Source organism: Pseudomonas sp. LA5 (assembly GCF_028640825.1).
Lineage (GTDB): Bacteria > Pseudomonadota > Gammaproteobacteria > Pseudomonadales > Pseudomonadaceae > Chryseomonas > Chryseomonas aestiva.
Genome location: NZ_JAQYZY010000052.1, coordinates 59,393 through 82,676, shown reverse-complemented (window position 1 = coordinate 82,676; position 23,284 = coordinate 59,393). Strand labels below are relative to the sequence as shown.

Annotated in this window: 21 protein-coding genes and 1 pseudogene; 8 read left to right on the top strand and 14 right to left on the bottom strand. The window is 66.8% G+C overall.

Annotated features, from left to right (window positions below; translation table 11 throughout):
* Positions 1–2 precede the first annotated feature (2 nt).
* Entirely contained in the window at positions 3–1,520 is a 1,518-nt protein-coding gene (locus PVZ72_RS19685; protein WP_273862792.1) for an aldehyde dehydrogenase family protein, read from the bottom strand.
* A 2-nt stretch (positions 1,521–1,522) separates the two neighbouring features.
* Positions 1,523–2,494 (bottom strand): NAD(P)-dependent oxidoreductase, encoded by a 972-nt coding sequence (locus tag PVZ72_RS19680; protein WP_273862791.1) that lies wholly within the window; start codon positions 2,492–2,494, stop codon positions 1,523–1,525.
* 261 nt (positions 2,495–2,755) lie between these two features.
* Here PVZ72_RS19680 and urtA point away from each other — a divergent pair, with 261 nt between their 5' ends.
* From urtA to PVZ72_RS19645, 7 genes are all read left to right on the top strand, one after another.
* Positions 2,756–4,030: an urea ABC transporter substrate-binding protein gene (gene urtA / locus PVZ72_RS19675; RefSeq protein WP_187981015.1), complete on the top strand. Its 1,275-nt coding sequence runs from the start codon at positions 2,756–2,758 to the stop codon at positions 4,028–4,030.
* Between the two features lie 371 nt (positions 4,031–4,401).
* Positions 4,402–5,970: an urea ABC transporter permease subunit UrtB gene (urtB, locus tag PVZ72_RS19670; RefSeq protein WP_273862790.1), complete on the top strand. Its 1,569-nt coding sequence runs from the start codon at positions 4,402–4,404 to the stop codon at positions 5,968–5,970.
* Complete coding sequence (urtC, locus tag PVZ72_RS19665) at positions 5,967–7,046, top strand: urea ABC transporter permease subunit UrtC (RefSeq protein ID WP_273862789.1); 1,080 nt, start codon at positions 5,967–5,969, stop codon at positions 7,044–7,046. The genes urtB and urtC overlap by 4 nt, the downstream gene beginning before the upstream one ends.
* Positions 7,043–7,888, top strand: coding sequence for an urea ABC transporter ATP-binding protein UrtD (gene urtD / locus PVZ72_RS19660; RefSeq protein ID WP_273862788.1), 846 nt, complete (start codon positions 7,043–7,045; stop codon positions 7,886–7,888). The genes urtC and urtD overlap by 4 nt, the downstream gene beginning before the upstream one ends.
* 108 nt (positions 7,889–7,996) lie before the next feature.
* Positions 7,997–8,695 carry an urea ABC transporter ATP-binding subunit UrtE gene (urtE, locus tag PVZ72_RS19655; protein WP_187981302.1) on the top strand — a complete coding sequence of 233 codons (699 nt, stop codon included), beginning with the start codon at positions 7,997–7,999 and terminating at the stop codon, positions 8,693–8,695.
* A 146-nt stretch (positions 8,696–8,841) separates the two neighbouring features.
* Entirely contained in the window at positions 8,842–9,285 is a 444-nt protein-coding gene (aroQ, locus tag PVZ72_RS19650; RefSeq protein WP_133862306.1) for a type II 3-dehydroquinate dehydratase, read from the top strand.
* 4 nt (positions 9,286–9,289) lie between these two features.
* Complete coding sequence (locus PVZ72_RS19645) at positions 9,290–10,144, top strand: shikimate dehydrogenase (RefSeq protein WP_187981011.1); 855 nt, start codon at positions 9,290–9,292, stop codon at positions 10,142–10,144.
* Between the two features lie 99 nt (positions 10,145–10,243).
* Here PVZ72_RS19645 and PVZ72_RS19640 read toward each other — a convergent pair whose 3' ends face one another.
* Together PVZ72_RS19640 and PVZ72_RS19635 are read right to left on the bottom strand one after the other, a co-directional pair.
* A complete protein-coding gene (locus tag PVZ72_RS19640; RefSeq protein ID WP_187981010.1) occupies positions 10,244–10,699 on the bottom strand; it encodes an REP-associated tyrosine transposase in 456 nt (151 codons plus the stop codon).
* Between the two features lie 134 nt (positions 10,700–10,833).
* On the bottom strand, positions 10,834–13,101 hold the full coding sequence (locus tag PVZ72_RS19635) for a YgiQ family radical SAM protein (protein ID WP_273862787.1): 2,268 nt from the start codon (positions 13,099–13,101) through the stop codon (positions 10,834–10,836).
* 360 nt (positions 13,102–13,461) lie between these two features.
* Between PVZ72_RS19635 and PVZ72_RS19630 the strand changes: the two genes are divergently transcribed.
* On the top strand, positions 13,462–14,838 hold the full coding sequence (locus PVZ72_RS19630; RefSeq protein WP_133862310.1) for an amino acid permease: 1,377 nt from the start codon (positions 13,462–13,464) through the stop codon (positions 14,836–14,838).
* Positions 14,839–14,946: 108 nt separating this feature from the next.
* Here PVZ72_RS19630 and PVZ72_RS19625 read toward each other — a convergent pair whose 3' ends face one another.
* The 10 genes and pseudogenes from PVZ72_RS19625 to PVZ72_RS19580 all read right to left on the bottom strand — a co-directional run.
* On the bottom strand, positions 14,947–16,428 hold the full coding sequence (locus PVZ72_RS19625; protein WP_273862786.1) for a glucosyltransferase domain-containing protein: 1,482 nt from the start codon (positions 16,426–16,428) through the stop codon (positions 14,947–14,949).
* 81 nt (positions 16,429–16,509) lie between these two features.
* Positions 16,510–17,526, bottom strand: a complete 1,017-nt coding sequence (locus PVZ72_RS19620) for a D-alanine--D-alanine ligase (RefSeq protein ID WP_187981006.1) — start codon at positions 17,524–17,526, stop codon at positions 16,510–16,512.
* Positions 17,526–18,920, bottom strand: coding sequence for a replicative DNA helicase (gene dnaB / locus PVZ72_RS19615; protein ID WP_158896716.1), 1,395 nt, complete (start codon positions 18,918–18,920; stop codon positions 17,526–17,528). Before dnaB ends, PVZ72_RS19620 begins: the two co-directional genes overlap by 1 nt.
* Positions 18,921–19,070: 150 nt before the next feature.
* Positions 19,071–19,517, bottom strand: coding sequence for a 50S ribosomal protein L9 (gene rplI, locus PVZ72_RS19610; RefSeq protein ID WP_158896715.1), 447 nt, complete (start codon positions 19,515–19,517; stop codon positions 19,071–19,073).
* A gap of 20 nt (positions 19,518–19,537) precedes the next feature.
* Positions 19,538–20,428 carry a hypothetical protein gene (locus PVZ72_RS19605; RefSeq protein ID WP_273862785.1) on the bottom strand — a complete coding sequence of 297 codons (891 nt, stop codon included), beginning with the start codon at positions 20,426–20,428 and terminating at the stop codon, positions 19,538–19,540.
* A gap of 35 nt (positions 20,429–20,463) precedes the next feature.
* Positions 20,464–20,694, bottom strand: coding sequence for a 30S ribosomal protein S18 (gene rpsR, locus PVZ72_RS19600; protein WP_059316384.1), 231 nt, complete (start codon positions 20,692–20,694; stop codon positions 20,464–20,466).
* Positions 20,695–20,720: 26 nt separating this feature from the next.
* Positions 20,721–21,137 carry a 30S ribosomal protein S6 gene (rpsF, locus tag PVZ72_RS19595; protein ID WP_007161146.1) on the bottom strand — a complete coding sequence of 139 codons (417 nt, stop codon included), beginning with the start codon at positions 21,135–21,137 and terminating at the stop codon, positions 20,721–20,723.
* Between the two features lie 182 nt (positions 21,138–21,319).
* Positions 21,320–21,694, bottom strand: coding sequence for a response regulator (locus tag PVZ72_RS19590; RefSeq protein ID WP_007161147.1), 375 nt, complete (start codon positions 21,692–21,694; stop codon positions 21,320–21,322).
* A 130-nt stretch (positions 21,695–21,824) separates the two neighbouring features.
* A complete protein-coding gene (gene rlmB, locus PVZ72_RS19585) occupies positions 21,825–22,577 on the bottom strand; it encodes a 23S rRNA (guanosine(2251)-2'-O)-methyltransferase RlmB (protein ID WP_273862784.1) in 753 nt (250 codons plus the stop codon).
* Positions 22,574–23,284 (bottom strand): annotated as a pseudogene (locus PVZ72_RS19580) (ribonuclease R); the annotation flags it as partial. The pseudogene PVZ72_RS19580 and the gene rlmB, both read right to left, overlap by 4 nt.

Below are 23,284 nucleotides of genomic sequence, written 5' to 3'. Positions count from 1 at the left end.
TGTTACTCCAGGCTGGCGCCGTAGCCGAAGCCAGCGGCGGGCACCGCGGCGGTTTCCACCCAGACGCTCTTCACTTCGCTGTATTCGCGCAGGGCGTCGAGGCCGGAGGAGCGACCGTAGCCGCTCTCGCCGTAGCCGCCGAAGGGCGAGCTGACGTGGATGGTCTTGTAGCCGTTGACCCAGAAGGTACCGGCGCGCACGCCCCGGGCCACCCGGTGGGCGCGACCGACGTCGCGGGTCCAGACCGCCCCGGCCAGGCCGAAGCGGCTGTCGTTGGCGATACGGATGGCGTCGGCCTCGTCCTTGAACGGGATAGCCACCACCACTGGCCCGAAGATCTCTTCCTGGGCGCAACTCAGGCCGTTGTGACCGGCCAGCACCGTGGGATTGACGTAGTAGCCGGTTCCGGCGGGCAGCGGCTCGACGCCATTGGCGACATGCCGCGCGCCTTCACCCAGGGCGCCTTCCACCATGTTGCGCACATGGGCGAATTGCTTGGCGTTGTGGATCGGGCCGATCTGGGTCTCGGGATCGCTCGGATCTCCCACCTTGAACTGGCTGGCGGCGCGGGCCACCGCCTGGATGAAGCGCTCGTAGATGGATTCCTGCACCAGCAGCCGCGAACCCGAGACGCAACTCTGGCCGGCGCCGGAAAAGATCGCCGCCTGGGCGCCGCGTACGGCGAGGTCCAGGTCGGCGTCTTCGAAGACGATGTTAGCCGACTTGCCACCCAGCTCCAGCACCACCGGGATGCAGCGCTGGGCCGCGGCGGCGGCGATGTGCCGACCGGTGGCCGGCGAGCCGACAAAGACCACCTTGCGGATGTCGGCGTGGGCGATCACCTGCTGGCCACCGGTATGGCCCTGGCCGGCGAGCACGTTGACCAGGCCCTTTGGCGCACCGGCGCGTTCCACCAGCACGCCCAGCAGCAGCGAGGTCACCGGAGTCAGCTCGGAAGGCTTGAGGATCACCGCGTTGCCGGCGGTGATGGCCGGGGCGATCTGCCAGCCGCCGGTGAAGATCGGCGCATTCCAGGGGGTGATCTGCAGCACCGTACCCAGGGGTTCGTAGGTCACGTAGTTGAGGTGGCTGGTGGGCACCGGGATGACTTCGCCATGCAGCTTGTCGGCCCAGCCGGCGTAGTACTCGAACATCTCGGCGACCTTGAGCACCTCGACGCGGGCATCGCGGATCGGCTTGTTGGCGGTCAGCGATTCCAGCTGCGCCAGGGCCTCGGCCTCCTCGCGGATCAGCGCGCCGACGCGGTAGATGATGCGCCCGCGCGCCTGGGCGGTCAGGGCGCGCCATTCCTCGCGCGCCCGGCGGGCGGCGGTATCGGCGCGCTCGACCACGGCCAGGTCGGCATCGGGGTAGCTGTAGGCCGGGCTGTCGTCATGGGCGTTGCGCACGGTGATCCGCTCGCCGCTGCCATCGACGAAGGCGCCGTCCACAAAGCTTGCGACCTGCTGGCGGTCGCCCCAGAAGGGCTTGAGCAATTCCAGTGTCTTGGCGTTCATCATGATCATTCCCCCTTGCCGAACAGGTCTTCGCTGGTGCGTCGCGCGATGGCGCAGAAATCCTCGCCATCGGCCAGGGTCTCGGCGCTGGCCTTCCAGGCCTGGGCGGTGGCCGCGGCCAGCGGCAGGTCGAGGCCGAGTTCGGCGATGAGCTGCTGGGCCAGGCCCACGTCCTTGCGCATCAGGCCCATGGTGAAGCCGGAGTCATAGGCCTTGTTCAGCACCCAGGTAGGGAACATGCCCTGGCTGGCGGCGCTGCGCCCGGAACCGGCATTGATGCCTTCGAGCAGCTTCTCCGGGGCGACGCCGGCACGGGCAGCCATGGTCACCGCCTCGGCGGTGGTGATCAGGTGCGCCGCGGCGAGCAGGTTGTTGGCGATCTTGGCGATGTTGCCGGCGCCCACGGCACCGATGTGCACCCGGGTCGCGCTCATGGCTTCCAGCGCCGGCAGCGCCTTGGCCAGGGCCGCCTCGCTGCCGCCGATGACCATGGTCATGGTGCCGGCCGCGGCACCGGCGGGGCCGCCGGAGACCGGGGCATCGAGGAAATCGGCACCGACCTCGGCAAAGGCCGCCGCTACCCGGCGGCTGGTCTCCGGGGTGGAGGTGGTGGTGTCGACCACCACAGTGCCCGGCCGCACACGGCTGACCAGGCCCGCCTCGCCCAGGCACACGGCCTCGACGTGCTCGGCCTTGGGCAGCGACAGCACGATGACGTCGCTGCTGGCGGCCAGGGCCGCCAGATCACCGGCGATGGCCACGCCCTGGGCAGCGACCCGCTCGCAGGCGGCGCTGGAGGGATCCAGCCCGGTGACGACAACGCCCTTGCGCGCCAGGGTGATCGCCATGTTGCCGCCCATGTTGCCGAGTCCGATGACCCCGACCTGCCTGCCCATGCCTTGTTCCTCTGCTTCGAATTGGCGGTGACCGACCCGGTGGCCGACCTCTTGTGATCGAGTATGGGAGGCCCCAGGCATCACCACCAATACGGCATTCGGACTTTCATGTTGCGCAAAAGGCAACGTCAGGCGGGAGCACCAGCATCGTGCAAAGGCGCGATTCGAGGGCACTGCTCGGCCCCAGGCTGGTGCAGGACAACTGGTCGCGTAGCCGCGGCTGGCGGCAAGGCGCCAGTCCCCATGCGCCTTGCCGACGCCTGGCACAGTTCCTGAAAAGGCGCCCTGGCTGGCCCGCAGTCCAGCCCAACAACAGCGCACGTTCGCTCAGGAGCCTTTCGCATGAAGCGCCGCCCCCTACTGAAGACCACCCTTGCCGCGTCCGCCCTGCTCATGAGCGGCCTGTTTCCCTGGAGTGCCGCCCACGCCGCGGACACCATCAAGGTCGGCATCCTGCATTCGCTGTCCGGCACCATGGCCATCTCCGAGACCTCGCTCAAGGACATGGCGCTGATGACCATCGACGAGATCAACGCCAAGGGCGGGGTACTGGGCAAGAAGCTGGAACCCGTGGTGGTGGACCCGGCCTCCAACTGGCCGCTGTTCGCCGAGAAGGCGCGCCAGCTGGTGACCCAGGACAAGGTCGCGGTCACCTTCGGCTGCTGGACCTCGGTCTCGCGCAAATCGGTGCTGCCGGTCTATGAAGAACTCAACGGCCTGCTGTTCTACCCGGTGCAGTACGAAGGCGAAGAGATGTCGCCCAACGTCTTCTACACCGGCGCGGCGCCGAACCAGCAGGCCATCCCGGCGGTGGAATACCTGATGAGCGAAGAAGGTGGCGGCGCCAAGCGCTTCTTCCTGCTGGGCACCGACTACGTCTATCCGCGTACCACCAACAAGATTCTCAGATCCTTCCTGCACAGCAAGGGCGTGCAGGACAAGGACATCGAAGAGGTCTACACCCCCTTCGGCCACAGCGATTACCAGACCATCGTCGCCAACATCAAGAAGTTCTCCGCCGGCGGCAAGACCGCGGTGGTCTCCACCATCAACGGCGACTCCAACGTGCCCTTCTACAAGGAACTGGGCAACCAGGGCCTGAAGGCCACCGACGTGCCGGTGGTGGCCTTCTCGGTGGGCGAGGAAGAACTGCGCGGCATCGACACCAAGCCGCTGGTGGGCCAGCTGGCCGCCTGGAACTACTTCGAGTCGCTGGATAACCCGGTGAACAAGAAATTCGTCGAGGCCTGGAAGGCCTATGCCAAGGCCAAGAACCTGCCCAACTACCAGACCGCCGTGACCAACGACCCCATGGAAGCCACCTATGTCGGCATCCACATGTGGGCCCAGGCGGTGGAAAAGGCCGGCAGCACCGACGTCGACAAGGTCCGCAAGGCCATGGCCGGCCAGACCTTCGCCGCACCGGACGGCTACACCGTGAAGATGGACGAGAAGAACCACCACCTGCACAAGCCGGTGATGATCGGCGAGGTCCAGGACGACGGTCAGTTCAACGTCGTCTGGCAGACCGAGGGCCCGGTCCGCGCCCAGCCCTGGAGCCCCTATATCCCCGGCAACGACAAGAAGTCCGACGAACCGGTGAAGAGCGGCAAGTAACGGCCAGCCCTCACCCTAGGCCCCTCTCCCCCGAGGGGGGAGCGAAGCCGGAAAGATGGCACCCCGCTCCTACCCCCTCTCCCCTGGGGAGAGGGTTGGGGTGAGGGCCAAAGCCGTTCCGAGGCCAATAGCTCTTCCCCCCTCTCCCTCGGGGAGAGGGTTGGGGTGAGGGCAAAAGGCGTTCCGCAGCCCACAGGAAGCACCCGCACCACCACCGCTCCGCCCCCCCTCTCCCCCGGGAGAGGGCCGGAGTGAGGGCCCGCCAGCGCACCCGGCCACACGGCCCGGTGCCCGGCACCAGAAACGAGGCCACGCCCGCCCTCCCCCGGGAGACGTCGCGCAGGAGCCTTTACCCATCGACGAGGCCGAGCATGTCCCTACGCCTTTTTCTTCTGCCCCTGCTGTTGCTGCTCGTGGGCACCGCCCAGGCCGGTCCCGCCGCCGAACTGGCCGCCGCCAGCGCCAACGACCAGGCCAAACTGCTGCAGGACTGGGCCGCCGCGCCTGATCCCGCCCAGCTGCCGGTGCTCCAGGCACTGCAGGACGGCCGCTTCTATGTCGACGAAGACAAGCGCCCCTTCTACAAGACCGGCGATCGCTACAGCGCCGCCGAAGGTGAGGCCACGGCGCCGACCGGCACGCCCAAGCAGATCCGCCTGAACAACCGCCTGCGCATCCTCATCGGCGCTGCCCAGGCCAGCGGCGGGCTGCTGTCCACGGATGCCGGCGTACGCCTGGCCGCCGCCCAGGCCCTGCGCCAGGAGGCCAAGCCCGAGCAGCGTGCCTTCCTGGAAAAACGTCTGCAGAGCGAAGCCGACAAGGAAGTGCAAGGCGCCCTCGCCGCCGCCCTGGCCAACCTGCAGCTGACCGATCCCGATCCCGCCGTGCGCCTGGCCGCGGTACGCCTGCTCGGCGAATCCGGCGAGCCCCAGGCCAAGACCCGCCTGCAGGCCCTGCTCGATCCCGCGGTGGAAGCCAACGAAGACGTCCGCAAGGCCGCCGCTACCGGCCTCGCCCAGGTGGATCGCAAGCTGCTGCTGGGCGATCTGCTCGGCCAGGCCTTCACCGGGCTGTCGCTGGGCTCCATCCTGTTGCTCGCCGCCCTGGGCCTGGCCATCACCTATGGCCTGCTCGGCGTCATCAACATGGCCCATGGCGAGATGCTGATGCTCGGCGCCTACAGCACCTACATGGTGCAGCTGACCCTGCAGCGTCTGGCCCCCGAATGGCTGGCCTGGTATCCGCTGCTGGCGCTGCCGGTAGCCTTCGCCGTCACTGCCGCCATCGGCATGGCGCTGGAGCGCACCGTGATCCGCCATCTTTATGGCCGACCGCTGGAAACCCTGCTGGCCACCTGGGGCATCAGTCTGATGCTGATCCAGGCGGTGCGGGTGCTGTTCGGCGCCCAGAACGTCGAGGTGGCCAACCCGGCCTGGCTGTCCGGCGGCATCCAGGTGCTGCCCAACCTGCTCCTGCCGTGGAACCGGGTGATCATCCTCGGCTTCGTGGTCTTCGTGCTGGTCCTGACCTGGGCCCTGCTGAACAAGACCCGGCTGGGTCTCAACGTGCGCGCCGTGACCCAGAATCGCAACATGGCCGCCTGCTGCGGCGTCCCCACCGGGCGCATCGACATGCTCGCCTTCGGCCTTGGCTCCGGCATTGCCGGCCTCGGTGGCGTGGCCCTGTCACAGATCGGCAACGTCGGCCCGGACCTCGGCCAGAGCTACATCATCGACTCCTTCCTGGTGGTGGTGCTCGGCGGCGTCGGCCAACTGGCCGGCAGCGTGCTGGCGGCCTTCGGCCTGGGCATCGTCAACAAGATTCTCGAACCCCAGATCGGCGCCGTGCTGGGCAAGATCCTCATCCTCGGCCTGATCATCCTGTTCATCCAGAAGCGGCCCCAGGGCCTGTTCGCCCTCAAGGGGAGGGTCATCGATTGAACCAGCCACTCGCGCTTACCGCTGTGCAGAAGGCCGGTCCGCGCCTGAGCCTGGCCGTGCTCGGCCTGGCCCTCGCCGTGCTGATCGCCCTGCCGCTGCTGTCCCTGCTGCCGGCCGACAATGCCTTCCAGGTCTCGGCCTACACCCTGACCCTGGTGGGCAAGATCCTCTGCTACGCCATCGTCGCCCTGGCCCTGGACCTGGTCTGGGGCTATGCCGGGATGCTCTCCCTCGGCCACGGACTGTTCTTCGCCCTCGGCGGCTACGCCATGGGCATGTACCTGATGCGCCAGGCCGCCGGCGACGGGCTGCCCCCCTTCATGAGCTTTCTCTCCTGGACCCGCTATCCCTGGTTCTGGGCCGGCACCGACCATTTCCTCTGGGCGCTGTGCCTGGCGGTGCTGGCCCCCGGTCTGCTGGCGCTGGCGTTCGGCTTCTTCGCCTTCCGCTCGAAGATCAAGGGCGTCTACTTCTCGATCATGACCCAGGCGCTGACCTTTGCCGGCATGCTGCTGTTCTTTCGCAACGAGACCGGCTTCGGCGGCAACAACGGCTTCACCGGCTTCACCACCCTGCTGGGCTTTCCGGTGGCCGCCCAGGGCACCCGCGCGGTGCTCTTCCTGCTCACCGTGGCCCTGCTGACCGCCAGCCTCTGGCTGGGCTGGCGCCTGGCGCAGAGCAAGTGCGGCCGCATCCTCACGGCGATCCGCGACGCCGAGAACCGGGTGACCTTCTGCGGCTACGATCCGCGCGGCTTCAAGCTGTTCGTCTGGGTGCTCTCGGCGGTGCTCTGCGGCCTGGCCGGCGCCCTCTATGTACCCCAGGTGGGCATCATCAACCCCAGCGAGATGGCCCCGACCAACTCCATCGAAGCGGCCATCTGGGTCGCCCTCGGCGGACGCGGCAGCCTGATCGGCCCGGTGCTCGGCGCCGGCATCGTCAACGGCGCCAAGAGCTGGTTCACGGTGGCCTTTCCCGAATACTGGCTGTTCTTTCTCGGCGCCCTGTTCATCGTCGTCACCCTCTATCTGCCGCGTGGCGTGATCGGCCTCATCAAGAAGGAGCGCGACGCATGAAAGCCGCCCCCATCCCCCCCACCGCCGCGGAAGTGCTCGATCCCGGCATCGGCGCCGAGGCCAGCGGTCTCGGCCATCGCGCCGGCACGGGCCTGGACACCCGTCACGGCACCATCCTCAGCCTGGAAGGCATCGAGGTCAGCTTCGACGGCTTCAAGGCCCTGCGCGACCTCAATCTCTACATCGGCGTCGGCGAATTGCGCTGCATCATCGGCCCCAACGGCGCCGGCAAGACCACCATGATGGACGTCATCACCGGCAAGACCCGCCCCGACCGCGGCAGCGCCTGGTTCGGCGAGACCCTGGACCTCACCCGCCTGCAACCGGTGGAGATCGCCCAGGCCGGTATCGGCCGCAAGTTCCAGAAGCCCACGGTGTTCGAGGCCCTGACCGTCTGGGAGAACCTGGAGCTGGCGCAACGGACCGACAAGTCGGTCTGGGCCAGTCTGCGCGCACGGCTTTCCGGCGAGCAGCGCGACCGTCTGGAAGAGGTGCTCACTACCATCCGCCTGCAGGAGTCGCGCGGGCGCACCGCCGGGCTGCTCTCCCACGGCCAGAAGCAATTCCTCGAGATCGGCATGCTGCTGGTGCAGGAGCCGCAACTGCTGCTGCTCGACGAACCCGTCGCCGGCATGACCGACGCCGAGACCGAATTCACCGCCGAGCTGTTCAAGTCGCTGGTGCCCCGGCACTCGCTGATGGTGGTGGAGCACGACATGGGCTTCGTCGGCAGCATCGCCGACCACGTCACCGTGCTGCACCAGGGTCACGTCCTCGCCGAAGGCTCGCTGGACCAGGTCCAGGCCAACGACCAGGTGATCGAGGTGTATCTGGGGCGCTAGCGCCGCGCCGAACTGAATGCATATCGCGGCCATGGCGGTTCGCCGCTGCGACCGCTCCTACGTAGGAGCGGCCCATGGCCGCGATCAAAGAATCTCCCCGAGGCCCCCATGCTCCAGGTCAACGAACTCCATCAGTACTACGGCGGCAGCCACATCCTGCGTGGCCTGTCCTTCGAGGCCCCCATCGGCGAGGTCACCAGCCTGCTCGGCCGCAACGGCGTCGGCAAGACCACCCTGCTGCGTTGCCTCATGGGCCTGATCCCGGCCAAGCGCGGCAGCGTCACCTGGGAAGGCCAGGACATCACCGCCCGCAAGCCGCATCAGCGGGTGCAGTCCGGCATCGCCTACGTGCCCCAGGGCCGCGAGATCTTTCCGCGCCTCACCGTCGAGGAAAATCTGCTCATGGGCCTGTCGCGCTTTCCCGCCCGGGAAGCCCGCGAGGTGCCCGAATCCATCTACGAACTCTTCCCCGTGCTCCGGCAGATGCGCCAGCGTCGCGGCGGCGACCTCTCCGGCGGCCAGCAGCAGCAGCTGGCCATCGGCCGCGCCCTGGCCAGCCGCCCGCGGCTGCTGATCCTCGACGAACCCACCGAGGGCATCCAGCCCTCGGTGATCAAGGAGATCGGCACCGTCATCGCCCACCTGGCCAAGCGCGGCGACATGGCCATCCTGCTGGTGGAGCAGTTCTACGACTTTGCCAGCGAACTGGCCGACGGCTACCTGGTGATGTCCCGTGGCGAGATCGTCCAGCGCGGTCGCGGGGTCGACATGGAGGCCGAGGGGGTACGCGGACTGGTGGCGATCTGAGTCACCAGGGCCGATAATCGAACGCTTCCGCAGCCTGCCCTGCCACCCGCCCGACCGACTCGATTGACGGAATTAACCGGCTGGTACATTTTCTCTCCAGTGCCGGGCAGCGCCTGCCCGGCAAGACAACAAGAGAGAAGGCTGTCATGTCCTCCCGCCGCATCCTGGTCCTCAACGGACCCAACCTCAATCTGCTCGGCACCCGCGAGCCCGCCACCTACGGCCACGAGACCCTGGCCGACGTCGCCCGGCTGTGTACCGAGAGCGCCGCCGCCGGGGGTTACGAGGTGGACTTCCGCCAGACCAACCACGAGGGCGAATTGCTCGACTGGATTCACGCGGCCCGCGGCGCCTATGCCGGGGTGGTGATCAATCCCGCCGCCTGGACCCACACCTCGGTGGCCTTGCGCGACGCCCTGGTGGCCAGCGAGCTGCCGGTCTACGAGGTGCACCTGTCCAACGTGCATCGCCGCGAAGCCTTCCGTCATCATTCCTATGTCTCGGGCATCGCCGTCGGCGTCATCTGCGGCCTCGGTAGCCAGGGATATCGCGCCGCCATCGCCGCCCTCATCGCCCACCAGGGAAACTGACTCCATGACCGCACCCAAATCCGTCCTCGCCGGCCTCATCGGCGCCGGCATCCAGGCCTCGCTGACGCCCGCCATGCACGAACGCGAAGGCGACGCCCAGGGTCTCAGATACCTCTATCGGCTGATCGACCTGGATGCCCTCGGCCTCGCTGCCGACGCCCTGCCCGAGCTGCTGCAGGCCGCCCAGCGCACCGGCTTCACCGGCCTCAACATCACCTTTCCCTGCAAGCAGGCGATCATCCCGCTGCTCGACGATCTCTCGCCCGAGGCGCGCGGCATCGGCGCGGTGAATACCGTGGTGCTGGCCGACGGCCGCACCGTGGGTCACAACACCGACTGCCTGGGCTTCGCCGAAGGCTTTCGCCGCGGCCTGCCGGACGTGGCCAAGCGCCTGGTGGTGCAGCTGGGCGCCGGCGGCGCCGGCAGCGCCGTGGCCCACGCCCTGCTCGCCGAGGGCGTCGACCATCTGTTCATCTTCGACGTCGAGGCCGAGCGCGCCCAGGCGCTGGTGGACAACCTGACCCGCCACTTCGGCCCCGGGCGCGCCGCGGTCGGCACCGACCGGGCCGCCGCAGTCGCCGCCGCCGACGGCCTGGTCAACACCTCGCCGGTGGGCATGGTCAAGCTGCCCGGCATGCCACTGCCGGCCGAACTGCTGCACCCCGGCCTCTGGGTCGCCGAAATCATCTACTTCCCGCTGGAAACCGAACTGCTGCGCCAGGCCCGCGCCCTCGGCTGCCGCACCCTGGATGGCGGCACTATGGCCGTGTTCCAGGCGGTCAAGGCCTTCGAACTCTTCAGCGGCCGCAGCGCCGACGCCGACCGCATGCAGGCCCATTTCGCCGAATTGCGCGGCTGATATCGCGGCCATGGCGGTCCGCCGATGCGGCCGCTCCTATAGGCTCCGATATGCCCCGTAGGAGCGGCCCATGGCCGCGATCAGCTTTCCTGGCACGATCTACAACCACACCGCATCCCAAAACGGATAATCACCCGCCCGCTTCACCAGCCCCGCCCGCACCGGATTGGCAACGATGTACCGGGCCACCGCCTGGACATCTTCTTCGGCTCTTAGAGCGTGGTCATGATAGGCCGGCGCCCACACAGCCCCTTTGGTATTGCGGATCGCATTGACCCGACGTGCACTGGCCGACTTTAGGCGCAGGACCAACTCGTCCAGGCTGAAACGCTCACCCAACGAAACCAGCCAATGGACGTGATCCGGCATCAACACCCACGCAAGCAGCCTGGCGTCATCAAGCAAACAAGGATCGTTAAAGGTCCGGGCCACCGTGCATGCCACGGGGAAATCGGCGAACAGCGCCTGGCGCTGGCTGGTAGTCGTGGTCAGGAGATACAGCTGGCCGGGCAAAGAAACACGACCCTTGCGCAACGCCGCATGACGTGATGACATCGCTCGTCCTTGAGAGATGAAAACGACCAGTTAAACATTTGTAGCGGCTTGATCGCGGCCATGGGCCGCTCCTACAGAAGCATCGCACCCCGTAGGAGCGACCGCTTCGGCGGACTGCCCTGGCCGCGATAGCCTCAGCGCGGCATGTTCGGCTGGCGCCGCGATTTCTTGCGCGGACCGCCCTTGGCGTAGCCGGCGGCCTGGCCTTCCTGGCCCTTGTCCCAGGCCTTGCTGCCATCGCTGGCGCGGGGCGGCAGGCCGGTGTGCTGGGTGAGGATGCGCCCACCGCCGGTACCGGCCTTCTTGCTGCCCACCGGGGTGGAATTCTTGCGCCGCGCGCTCTGGTAGCCGGCGTCGCCCACCGGCTGGGTGGCCGGGATCAACTGGTGCTTGCCCGGCCCGATCAGGTCGGCGCGCCCCATCTCCTTGAGCGCCTCGCGCAGCATCGGCCAGCCCCTGGGATCGTGGTAGCGCAGGAAGGCCTTGTGCAGGCGGCGCTGCTGGTCGCTCTTGACGATGGTCACGCCGTCGCTCTTGTAGGTGACCTTGCGCAGCGGATTCTTGCCCGAGTGGTACATGGCCGTGGCGGTGGCCATCGGCGAGGGATAGAAGGCCTGGACCTGATCCGCGCGGAAGCCGTTGCGCTTGAGCCACAGCGCGAGGTTCATCATGTCCTCGTCGGTGGTGCCCGGGTGCGCCGCGATGAAGTAGGGAATCAGGTACTGCTCCTTGCCCGCCTCCTTGGTGTACTTCTCGAACATCTGCTTGAAGCGGTCATAGCTGCCGATGCCGGGCTTCATCATCTTGTCCAGCGGACCGCGCTCGGTGTGCTCGGGCGCGATCTTCAGGTAGCCGCCGACATGGTGGGTGACCAGTTCCTTGACGTATTCGGGCGACTCCACGGCCAGGTCGTATCTCAGCCCCGAGGCGATCAGGATCTTCTTCACCCCCGGTAGCGCCCGCGCCTTGCGGTACAGCTCGATCAGCGAGGAGTGATCGGTATTGAGGTTCTCGCAGATACCGGGGAACACGCACGACGGCTTGCGGCAGTGGCGCTCGATCTCCGGGTCCTTGCAGGCGATGCGGTACATGTTGGCGGTCGGCCCGCCAAGGTCCGAGACCACGCCGGTGAAGCCCGGCACCTTGTCGCGCATCTCCTCGATCTCGCGAATGATCGAGTCGTGGGAGCGATTCTGGATGATCCGGCCTTCGTGCTCGGTGATGGAGCAGAAGGTGCAGCCACCAAAGCAGCCGCGCATGATGTTGACCGAGAAACGGATCATCTCGTAGGCCGGGATCTTTTCCTTGCCATAGGCCGGGTGCGGCACGCGCGCATAGGGCATGCCGAACACATAGTCCATTTCCTCGGTGGTCATGGGGATGGGCGGCGGCGTGAACCAGACGTCCACCTCGCCATGCCGCTGCACCAGCGCGCGGGCGTTGCCCGGATTGGTTTCCAGGTGCAGCACGCGGTTGGCGTGGGCATAGAGCACCGGGTCGTTGCGCACCTTCTCGAAGGACGGCAGGCGGATCACCGTCTTGTCGCGGGTCATGCGCGGGCTTTCCAGCAGCTGCACCACCTTGGCTTCGTTGGGGTCCTCGACCTCACCCTTCGCCTGCTCGATGGCGCAGGCCTCGGTGTCCTGCGTATTCACGTAGGGATTGATGATCTTGTCGACGCGGCCGGGTCGATCGATGCGGGTCGAGTCGACCTCGAACCAGCCCGCGGGCGTATCACGCCGGATGAAGGCGGTACCGCGCACATCGGTGATGGCCTCGACGCGCTCGCCACGCGACAGCCGCTGGGCGATCTCGACCACCGCCCGCTCGGCGTTGCCATAGAGCAGGATGTCGGCGGTCGCGTCCATCAGGATCGAGCGCCGGACCTTGTCCTGCCAGTAGTCGTAGTGGGCGATCCGGCGCAGCGAGGCCTCGATGCCACCGAGCACGATCGGCACGTGGCTGTAGGCTTCCTTGCAGCGCTGGCTGTAGACCAGGCTGGCGCGATCCGGACGCTTGCCGGCGACGTTGCCCGGGGTATAGGCATCGTCGGAACGGACCTTCTTGTCCGCGGTGTAGCGGTTGATCATCGAGTCCATGTTGCCCGCGGCCACACCGAAGAACAGATTCGGCTCGCCGAGCTTCATGAAGTCGTCCTTCGAATGCCAGTCCGGCTGGGCGATGATGCCCACGCGGAAGCCCTGGGCCTCCAGCAACCGGCCAATGATGGCCATGCCAAAGGACGGGTGATCGACGTAGGCGTCCCCGGTGACGATGATGATGTCGCAGCTGTCCCAGCCGAGTTGCTCCATCTCCGCCCGACTCATGGGCAGGAAGGATGCAGGACCAAAGCACTCGGCCCAGTATTTCGGATAGTCGAACAGCGGCGTGGCGGCTTGCATGGCAGCTTCCGGGATAGGGGTGTTTTCAGGAGGGCGCGAAGAATAGCACAAAAAATGACCAGTTCAGCCCCCGGACATCGATTGCCTTTGGCTATCGACGGTGGTTCTGGACTCGCCCTCACCCCAACCCTCTCCGCAGGAGAGAGAGAGGGTAAAAGCACCTCAGGCACCTGCTCGTTCCCCTCTCCAGGGGAAGAGGGCCGACAGGGAGACTCACCGGCGACCCCTGCCCCGCTACGCTCTTCCCCCTCTCCCTCCGGGAGAGGGCCGGGGTGAGGGCAACGTCCCAGGACCAGGCCCCTGGCGACAGGAGTGCTACCATAGCCGCCCGCTCCCCTCACCACCGAGACACCCCCGTCCATGTCCCAGCCCCAACCCGCCGCCGGCCAGTTGCAGCGCGGCCTGAAGAATCGTCATATCCAGCTGATCGCCCTCGGCGGGGCCATCGGCACCGGTCTGTTCCTCGGCTCGGCCGGGGTGCTCAAGTCGGCGGGTCCGGCGATGATCCTCGGCTACGCCATCGCCGGCTTCATCGCCTTCCTGATCATGCGCCAGCTCGGCGAGATGATCGTCGAGGAGCCCGTGGCCGGCTCCTTCAGCCACTTCGCCAGTCGCTACTGGGGCCGTTTCCCGGGCTTTCTTTCCGGCTGGAACTACTGGGTGCTCTATGTGCTGGTGGGCATGTCGGAGCTCACCGCGGTGGGCAAGTACGTGCAGTACTGGTGGCCCGAGGTGCCGACCTGGGCCAGCGCCCTGGTGTTCTTCGTGCTGGTCAACGCCATCAACCTGTTCAACGTGAAGGCCTTTGGCGAGACCGAGTTCTGGTTCGCGCTGATCAAGGTGGTGGCCATCCTCGGCATGATGGCCTTCGGGCTCTGGCTGCTGGTCAGCGGCAGCGGTGGCCCCGAGGCCTCGGTGAGCAATCTCTGGAACCATGGCGGCTTCCTGCCCAACGGCTGGAGCGGCCTGTTCGCGGTGCTGGCGATCATCATGTTTTCCTTTGGCGGCCTGGAGCTGGTAGGCATCACCGCCGCCGAAGCCGACCAGCCGCGCACCGTGATCCCCAAGGCCATCAACCAGGTGGTCTGGCGCATCCTGATCTTCTATGTCGGCGCCCTGACCATCCTGCTGTCGCTGCATCCCTGGGACGAACTGGTGCGCAGCATCGGCGCCGGCGGCGACGACTACGCCGGCAGTCCCTTCGTGCAGACCTTCGCCCTGCTCGGCAGCGACACCGCCGCCCATCTGCTCAACTTCGTGGTGCTGACCGCGGCGCTGTCGGTCTACAACAGCGGCGTCTACTGCACCAGCCGCATGCTCTACGGCCTGGCCGAACAGGGCGATGCCCCGCGCGCCTTGCTGCGCACCAATCGCCAGGGCGTGCCCCTGCTGGGCATCGCCGTGTCCTCGGCGGTGACCCTGCTCTGCGTGGTGGTCAACTACCTGCTGCCGCAGAATGCCCTGGAGCTGCTGATGTCGCTGGTGGTGGCCTCGCTAGTGATCGCCTGGGCGCTGATCAGCCTGACCCACCTGAAATTCCGCGCTGCCCAGCGCCAGGCCGGGCGCACCTCGCACTTCCCGGCGTTCTGGTCGCCCTTCGTCAACTGGCTGTGCCTGGCCTTCGTCGGCATGATCCTGGTGCTGATGCTGCGCATCCCCGGCATCGCCGTCTCGGTCTACGCCATCCCGGTCTGGCTGGCCTTCCTGTTCCTCTGCTACAAGCTGCGTCGGGGCTGATCGCCTTCGCCCCCGCAGGTTGGGCTGAGCAGAGCGAAGCCCAATACCTGCATCAGGCACCGCTCGTTGGGCTTCGACGAGGGAACCGTCTCAGCCCAACCTACCCCGCTACTCGAACGGCACCCAGGGTCGCTGCGGCTTCATGATGATGCAGCCGTCCTCACCCAGCGCCCAGATGTCGTAGAAGCGGTTGTCCACCAGCCGCGTGGCGGCGCCCGGCACGGCCACCCGCTGGCTGCAGCTGTCGCTGTCGGCATCGTCGATCACCCCCAGGTCCAGCAGCCGCTCGGCGATCATGAAGTTGCCCGGCGACAGGCCGAGGATGAAGGGTAGCACCGGCACCTGCTCGAAGGTCTTCTGCGCCAGCGGCAGCCAGGCCACCTCCAGCGGACCGCCGGTCCAGAGCAGGCGCTTGAGCGGCCGCAGCTCCGGACGACTGCTGAGGTCGTGGTGCAGCTCCTGGACGAAACCGCGCTCGAAGGTCTTCTGCGCCGACAGCACCTGGCCATAGACATAGGCCAGCGACAGCATCCACAGCACCGGCAGCACCAGCAGCCAGGTCAGCCGTGGCTGGAATCGCTCCAGCAAATCATGGGCCAGCAGCAGCGCCAGGGTCAGGACGACCGCCAGTCCCATCAGGGTGCGGGCTTCGAGGATGAAATCGCTGAACAGCAGGGTGATGCCGGCCACGCAAAAGGCCAGCACCGGCAAGGTCGCAGCGTACAGCAGCAGGGGCAGCAGCGCCCGTCGGCCATAGGCGCGGGCATAGGTCAGGGCCCCCAGGCCGTAACCGATCGCGGCCAGCCCGCCAAACAGCCACCACAGCCAGAGATTGCCCGGGGTGACCAGCAGGCCGACGCTGTGCAGCACCTCGCCCAGCCGGTGCCAGAGCTCGGGTAGCACCTGGCCGCCCACGCCGGCGTGCCGCGTGGTCGCCATCAGCTGGTAGGCCGTCAGGCAATAGAGCACGCCACCCAGCAGCAGCTGCAGGCCCTGGCGCAGCACCAGCCGCAGCGCCTGCTTGGGCGCCTCGCGGCGCTGCACCGCGCGGACCAGCTCCAGGCAGCAGAGGCCGACGAAGACATTGAACGCCACCTGGTAGAAGGCGATGGCCGCCGCCAGCAGCGCCGCCGGTACCAGCAGCGCCAGCGCGGTATGGCGACTGCGATAGATCACCGCATAGATCACCGCCACCAGGCTCAGGGCCATGGTCGGGCCGTCGTACTGGTAGGTCAGGTTGCCCAGCCAGAACGGCGAGAACCATAGCGGCAGCAGGGCCAGGCACTGGGTCGGCCGCGGCGCGCCGAAACAGTGGCGGGCCAGGTCGGTCAGGGCCCAGGCGGCTGCGGCGCAGGCGATCAGCAGTGGCAGGGGGAAGAGATTGAGGGTGCTGCCGCTGAAGGTCAGCAGCCGGTAGAAGACCTCGGTAAGCACCCGCCCCTGCTGCCGCCACTCCGGACCGTTCTCCAGCTGGATGCGCCAGTTGTCATCGACATAGGGGAAGTCGACCAGGATGAAGGGCAGCACGAACAGCAGCAGCGCGGAAAAGAACAGCGCCCGGGTCTGCAGCGGGGTGAGCGTCTGGGGCATGGCGGCGGATCCGAATCCGGCTTCGACGGGAGACGCAGCCGCCGCCACCCGAAGCGATAGCGGCGCCGGCTGCGTGGGGGGTCAGTCCTGCAGGGCCAGCTGGCAGATCCGCTCGCAGAGTTCGTCGAAGTCGATGCCCATGGCCGCCGCCGATTGCGGCAGCAGGCTGGTGGCGGTCATCCCCGGCAGGGTGTTGACCTCCAGGCACCAGAGCCGCCCCTCGGCGTCCAGGCGGAAGTCGGCACGGCTGTAGCCGTCGAGCTTGAGCGCCCGATGCGCGGCCAGGGCCAGGCGGCGCGCTTCCTCGGCGATCTCGGGCGAGACCTCGGCCGGAAACACCTCCACCGCGCCCTTGGGCTGGTATTTGCTGGTGTAGTCGAACACCCCGCTCTGGCCGAGCACGATCTCGCCCACCGCCAGCGGCTGGTCGCCCAGCACGCCCACGGTCAGCTCGCGCCCGGCGACGAAGCGCTCGATCATCACCTCGCGGTCATAGCGCAGCGCCAGCTCGATGGCCGGTTGCAGGTCTTCGGCGCGGCTGACCTTGCTCAGGCCCACGGTGGAGCCCTGCTGGCTGGGTTTGACGATCACCGGAAAACCCAGGGTCGCGGCCACGGTCGCGGCATCTGCCGGCGCCATCAGCCAGTCGGCGGTGGGTACGCCAGCGGCGCGGAACAGCCGTTTGCTGAGGTCCTTGTCCATGGCCACGGCGCTGCCCACCCGGCCACTGCCGGTGTAGCGCAGTTCGGCCAGGTCGAGCAGGGTCTGCAGGGTGCCGTTCTCGCCGGTGCCGCCGTGCAGGGCGAGGAACAGCAGATCCTGGTCGCCCAGCTGGGCGCGGCTGAGCAGCGCGCCGGCGTCCTGGCCGCGCATCCGCACCAGCGCGGTCCGCTCCGGCGGCTCGAGGCCGACCCGGGCTTCCAGCAGCGCGCGCTCGGCATCCTCGTCGAGCAGGCCCAGGGCGGTATCCACGGTCACCACCTGGTGCCCGCGCCGGCGCAGGGCCGCCACCACCTGGGCACCGCTGGCGATGGACACGTCGCGTTCTTCGCTGGTGCCGCCGAGCAGGACCGCGATCTTCAGCTTGTCCTTGACCATCATTCGTCCTCGAAAACGTAGCTGCCGGGCGCGAGATTCTCGAACCGGGTGTATTTGCCGATGAAGGCCAGCCGCGTGGTGCCGATCGGGCCGTTACGCTGCTTGCCGATGATGATTTCCGCCACGCCCTTGTATTCGGTCTCCGGGTGGTACACCTCGTCCCGGTAGACGAACATGATGACGTCGGCGTCCTGCTCGATGGCCCCCGATTCCCGCAGGTCGGAGTTCACCGGGCGTTTGTTCGGCCGCTGTTCCAGCGAGCGGTTGAGCTGGGAGAGCGCCACCACCGGGCAGTTGAATTCCTTGGCCAGGCCCTTGAGCGAGCGCGAGATCTCGGAGATCTCGGCGGTCCGGTTCTCGCCGCTGCTGCCGCCGATCTGCATCAGCTGCAGGTAGTCCACCATGATCAGCGCCAGGTCGCCGTGCTCGCGCACCAGGCGCCGGGTGCGGGCGCGCATTTCCGAAGGACTGATGCCGGCGGTATCGTCGATGAACAGCTTGCGGTCGTTGAGCAGGTTGACCGCAGAGGTCAGCCGCGGCCAGTCGTCGTCGTCGAGCTTGCCGGAACGCACCTTGGTCTGGTCGATGCGACCGAGGGACGAGAGCATCCGCAGCACGATGGAGTCGGCGGGCATCTCCAGGGAAAACACCAGGACCGCCTTGTCGGTGCGCAGCACCGCGTTCTCCACCAGGTTCATGGCGAAGGTGGTCTTGCCCATGGACGGACGACCGGCAACGATGATCAGGTCCGCCGGCTGCAGGCCGCTGGTCTTTTCGTCCAGATCGGCAAAACCGGTGGAGACCCCGGTGATGGCTTCGCTGGAGTTGAACAGGGTGTCGATACGGTCGATGGCCTTGGTCAGGATGTCGTTGACCCCGACCGGACCACCGGATTTCGGGCGGGCCTCGGCGATCTCGAAGATCTTGCGCTCGGCTTCGTCGAGCAACTCGTTGGCCCCGCGGCCTTCCGGATTGTAGGCACTGTCGGCGATGGCGGCGCTGATGCCGATCAACTGCCGCAGGGTGGCCCGCTCGCGCACGATCTGCGCATAGGCCTTGATATTGGCCACCGAGGGGGTGTTCCTGGCCAGCTCGGCCAGATAGGCCAGGCCGCCCACCTGGGGCAGCTGGCCTTCGTTGTCCAGCTGTTCGGACAGGGTCACCACGTCGAACGGCTGGTTGCGCTCGGCCAGACGGGCCACGGCGCGGAAGATGAGTCTGTGGTCGTGGCGATAGAAGTCGCCATCGGACACCTGATCGAGCACGCGCTCCCAGGCATTGTTGTCCAGCATCAGACCACCCAGCACGGCCTGTTCGGCCTCGATGGAGTGCGGCGGGACCTTGAGGGCAGCGGTCTGCAGATCGTACTGCTCGGGCAGGGAAATCTCGTTCATGCGCAGGTCTTGGGCCCCCATTGCGGGCGGCGAAATGATTTTTTGGACGGCAGAAAAGACAAAGGGCACGTCACTGCCTTGGCAATGACGTGCCCGATTGTCGACAGACCGGCGCCGGGGCGCAAGTCCGCCAGTCAGGCGACGGCGCGCTTATTCAGCGACGACGACGATCTTGACGGTAGCTTCGACGTCGGTGTGCAGGTGCACTTCGACATCGTATTCGCCAACGCTGCGCAGCGCGCCGTTGGGCAGGCGAACTTCGCTCTTGTCCAGCTCGACGCCAGCGGCGCTGACGGCTTCGGCGATGTCGCGGGTGCCGATGGAACCGAACAGCTTGCCTTCGTCGCCGGAGTTGGCAGCGATGGTTACGGTCAGGTCAGCCAGCTTGGCGGCACGGGCGTCAGCCTCGGACTTCTTCTCGGCAGCCTGCTTCTCGAGCTCGGCGCGACGAGCTTCGAAAGCCTCGACGTTGGCAGCGGTGGCTGCGGTAGCCTTGCCCTGCGGCAGCAGGAAGTTACGGGCGTAGCCGCCCTTGACGTTCACTTTGTCGCCCAGGTTGCCCAGGTTGGCGATCTTTTCCAGCAGGATGACATCCATTGAGTCTTTCCTCTTAACTTTTAACCTTCACCGTCCGCGGGCCCCTGCGGCTCTTGCGCAGACCGCCCACGGAAATCGAACACGCTATCGATCACAGCCAGAATCACCAACAACGGATAGATCAGCTGCCCGAACAGCAGCAGCGTCACGTACAGCCCCACCAGCCAGAATCCTGCCAGGCGCTTGGCCGCCACCAGCCCGTGCAGCAGGGCGATGCCGGCAAAGGCCAGCGGCACGCTGCACAGCGGGGTCAGCAGGCCAAGCCCGCTGCCCAGGTTCGGCGCCAGCACCAGCAGGGCCAAGAGGCCGAGCGCGATGGCCGGACGCAGACGCAGGACGCGAAATTCGCGACCGAACCCCTGGGGGTTGTACAGCGCCGCCTGCCAGTAGCGCCCGAGCATCAGGCACAGCAGGCAGGTGATCTGGAAGAACGCCGCCATCAGGCCGGTCAGCACGGGCAGCAGCAAATGCTGCAACTGCGCCTGCTTTTCCGGCGGCAACTGCGCCGCGCTCGGGCCCAACACCTGGGGCAGCAGCCGGCGGATTTCCTCCGCCAATTGCGCGATGCCCTCGGCATAGACCTGCCCCAGCACCAGGGCGAAAACCAACCCCAGCGGGACACTGGCCAACAACACCCGTGTCCAGGACAGGCTCTGGCGCAAAATGGCCGCCAGCAGCGTCGAACCCAGCAACACCAGCACGATGCTGGCATCCCCCAGATACAGCCAGAACAGCGCCGGCAGCAGGGCCCAGACCAGCACCCCGGCCGCCGCGGCAGGTCCCCGGCGCAACAGCACCAGGCTGCCACCGGCAGCGGTCATCCAGTACAGCAGCGGCACGACTGCACCCAGCACCACCACGAGGGTGGCTTGAGTACGGCCGCGCATGATGAACTCAGCCAGAGGCCGCATGCCGTGTTTATCCGTTATTCGTGATCAGGCGTCGATCAACGACCGTGGCTGTCGGTGTAGGGCAGCAGGGCCAGGTAACGGGCACGCTTAATGGCGGCGCCCAGCTGACGCTGGTACTTGGCCTTGGTGCCAGTGATACGGCTCGGGACGATCTTGCCGGTTTCGGAGACGTAGGCCTTCAGGGTGTTGAGATCCTTGTAGTCGATCTCTTTCACGCCTTCGGCGGTGAAACGGCAGAACTTACGACGACGGAAGAAACGTGCCATGACAATGATTCCTCGCTAGATCCAGATTACTCGGCGCTGTCGGCGTCGTCGGAGTTGCCTTCGGCGGACTCGGACTCGGACTCGGCAGGACGCTCGCGACGCTCGCGACGCTCGTTGCGGTTTTCTTCGGCCTTGAGCATCTCGGATTGACCGGTGACGGCCTCGTCACGGCGCAGGATCATGTTGCGGATCACGGCGTCGTTGTAGCGGAAGTTGTCTTCCAGCTCGGCCAGGGCCTTGGCACTGCACTCGATGTTCATGAGTACATAGTGAGCCTTGTGAACGTTGTCGATGGCGTAAGCCAGCTGACGACGGCCCCAGTCTTCCAGGCGATGGACTTTGCCACCGTCTTCTTCGATAGCCTTGGTGTAGCGCTCGACCATGCCGCCCACCTGTTCGCTCTGGTCCGGATGAACCAGGAACACGACTTCGTAATGACGCATTTAATGCTCCTTACGGGTTGCAGCCTGCCGCGGAAACGCGGTCAGACAAGGAGTGAATAGTTCGGATGACTTGCCCTGTGGAATGCGGACGCACTCCGGGCAAGGGGCAACATTCTAGAGAAGGGCGCCGGAGGGCGCAACCGCAGGCATGTCCGGCGCGACCGCCGGACAACCTCAGGCACTCAGCGTTGCACGTCGGCCAGGGCCTGGCGGATCTTGTTCAGGTCATAGGGCTTGATCAGCACCCCGACCCGCGCTTCCATGCCCGGCTCGCGCTCGAAGGCATAACCCGAGGCGACGACGATGCGCAGCGTCGGATCCATCGCCAGGGCGCGCCGGGTCAGTTCGATGCCGGACATGCCGCCCAGCCCGATATCGGTGAACAGCACATCGTGTTCGCGCTGCGGCAGCAACTCCAGGGCAGCCTCTGCCGAGGCGACCGCCGTGACCTGATGGTCCAGCTCCTCGATGACTTCGGTGGTCAGCATGCGCAGCGTGGCATCGTCTTCGACGAGCAGCACTCGCAAGCCTACCGGCTCTTGGATCTCCTGACTCACGCGGGCATCCTCTTGTTGACAGGCCTCGCCCCGGGCTTTTCCGGGGCGAGGCCGGTATTCTGCGCACTGCGGCGCGATTCGTATAGTGCGATACGTGCTGCGTCGGTACCCAGACGTTTCCTGCCGTGGACTACCGGGGCGCAGAGGCGCGTCTTTGACGCACGACCTCGAACAGGCAGACCCCGGTCGCCACCGAGACATTGAGACTGCTGACGCTGCCACCCATGGGCAGCCGGGCCAGATGATCGCAATGCTCGCGGGTCAGACGGCGCATGCCCTTGCCCTCGGCACCCATGACCACCACGGTCGGCCCGCTCATGTCGACATCGTAGATCTCCTGGGTCGCCTCACCGGCGGTCCCGACGATCCACAGGCCACGCTTCTGCAGCTTTTCCAGGGTCCGCGCCAGGTTGGTGACAGCCACCAGCGGCAGCACCTCGGCAGCACCACAGGCCACCTTGCGCACCACCGCGGTCAGGGTAGCCGACTTGTCCTTGGGCACGATGACCGCCAGGGCCCCGGCAGCATCGGCGCTGCGCAGGCAGGCACCAAGGTTGTGCGGATCGGTCACACCATCGAGCACCAGCAGCAGCGGCGGCCCTTCGGCCCGGTCGAGCAACTCCTCGAGCATGGCTTCGCCCCAGACCTGGCTCGGACTGACCTGGGCCACCACGCCCTGGTGCACACCCTCGGCCAGCTCATCGAGCAAGGCCCGCGGCTTGTTTTCCACCGCCAGACGCTGACCGGCGGCCAGCTCCAGCAGGGCCTCGACCCGCGGCTCACGCCGCCCTTCGGCGATCCACAGCTGCTTCACCCGCCGCGGATGGAAGCGCAACAGCGCTTCCACGGCGTGGATACCGTAGACGGTTTCCAGCTGGCTCATGCGTCATCCTTGGGGCGCGACTGACCCTTGCGATGAGGCTTCTTCGCCTTGGTCTTCGTCTTGCCTTTGGCTGCAGCCTTGGTCTGGCCTTCGGCCTTGGACTTGCCTGCCGATTTCTTCTTGGCACTTGCAGCCTTGGCCTTCTTGACCTTGGCATCCACCGCCGCAGCCCCTTCGGCAGCCGCCCCTTTATCCTGACGTGCTGGCGCGGTACGGCTCTTGGCCGTGTCGCTGGCCTTGCCCTTGTCGCTATTACCTTTAGCCTTGGCCTTGGCCTTGCCTTGGGTTTTGGGCTTGCCGCCCTCGACCTTGGCTTCGGCCAGCAGCGCCTGCTTCACCGCACGACTACGTCTGACGTCGGTATTACCAAACAACGGGTCGTCCTGCTTCGGCGCTTTTGGCGAAGTCGCCTCAACCTGGGCTGGCATAGACGCCCCGGCGTCCTGCTTTCGCCCCGCAGCGGCCGCGCGCCGACGAGCGCTGCGCGAGCGCCGCGGTTCGGACTCCGACTCTGGCGAAACGCTTGCAGGTGTTGCCTCGACCGCCGCGGCGACACCCTGCTCCTGCGCCGGCGCACCACGACGACGACCGTTACGCGAAGAATTGGGTTGCTGCTCAGACTTCGCCGAAACGGGCTCGACCGCAGCCTCGGCAACCGGGACGACGCTCGATTCCTGCGCCGGCGCACCGCGACGACGGCCGTTACG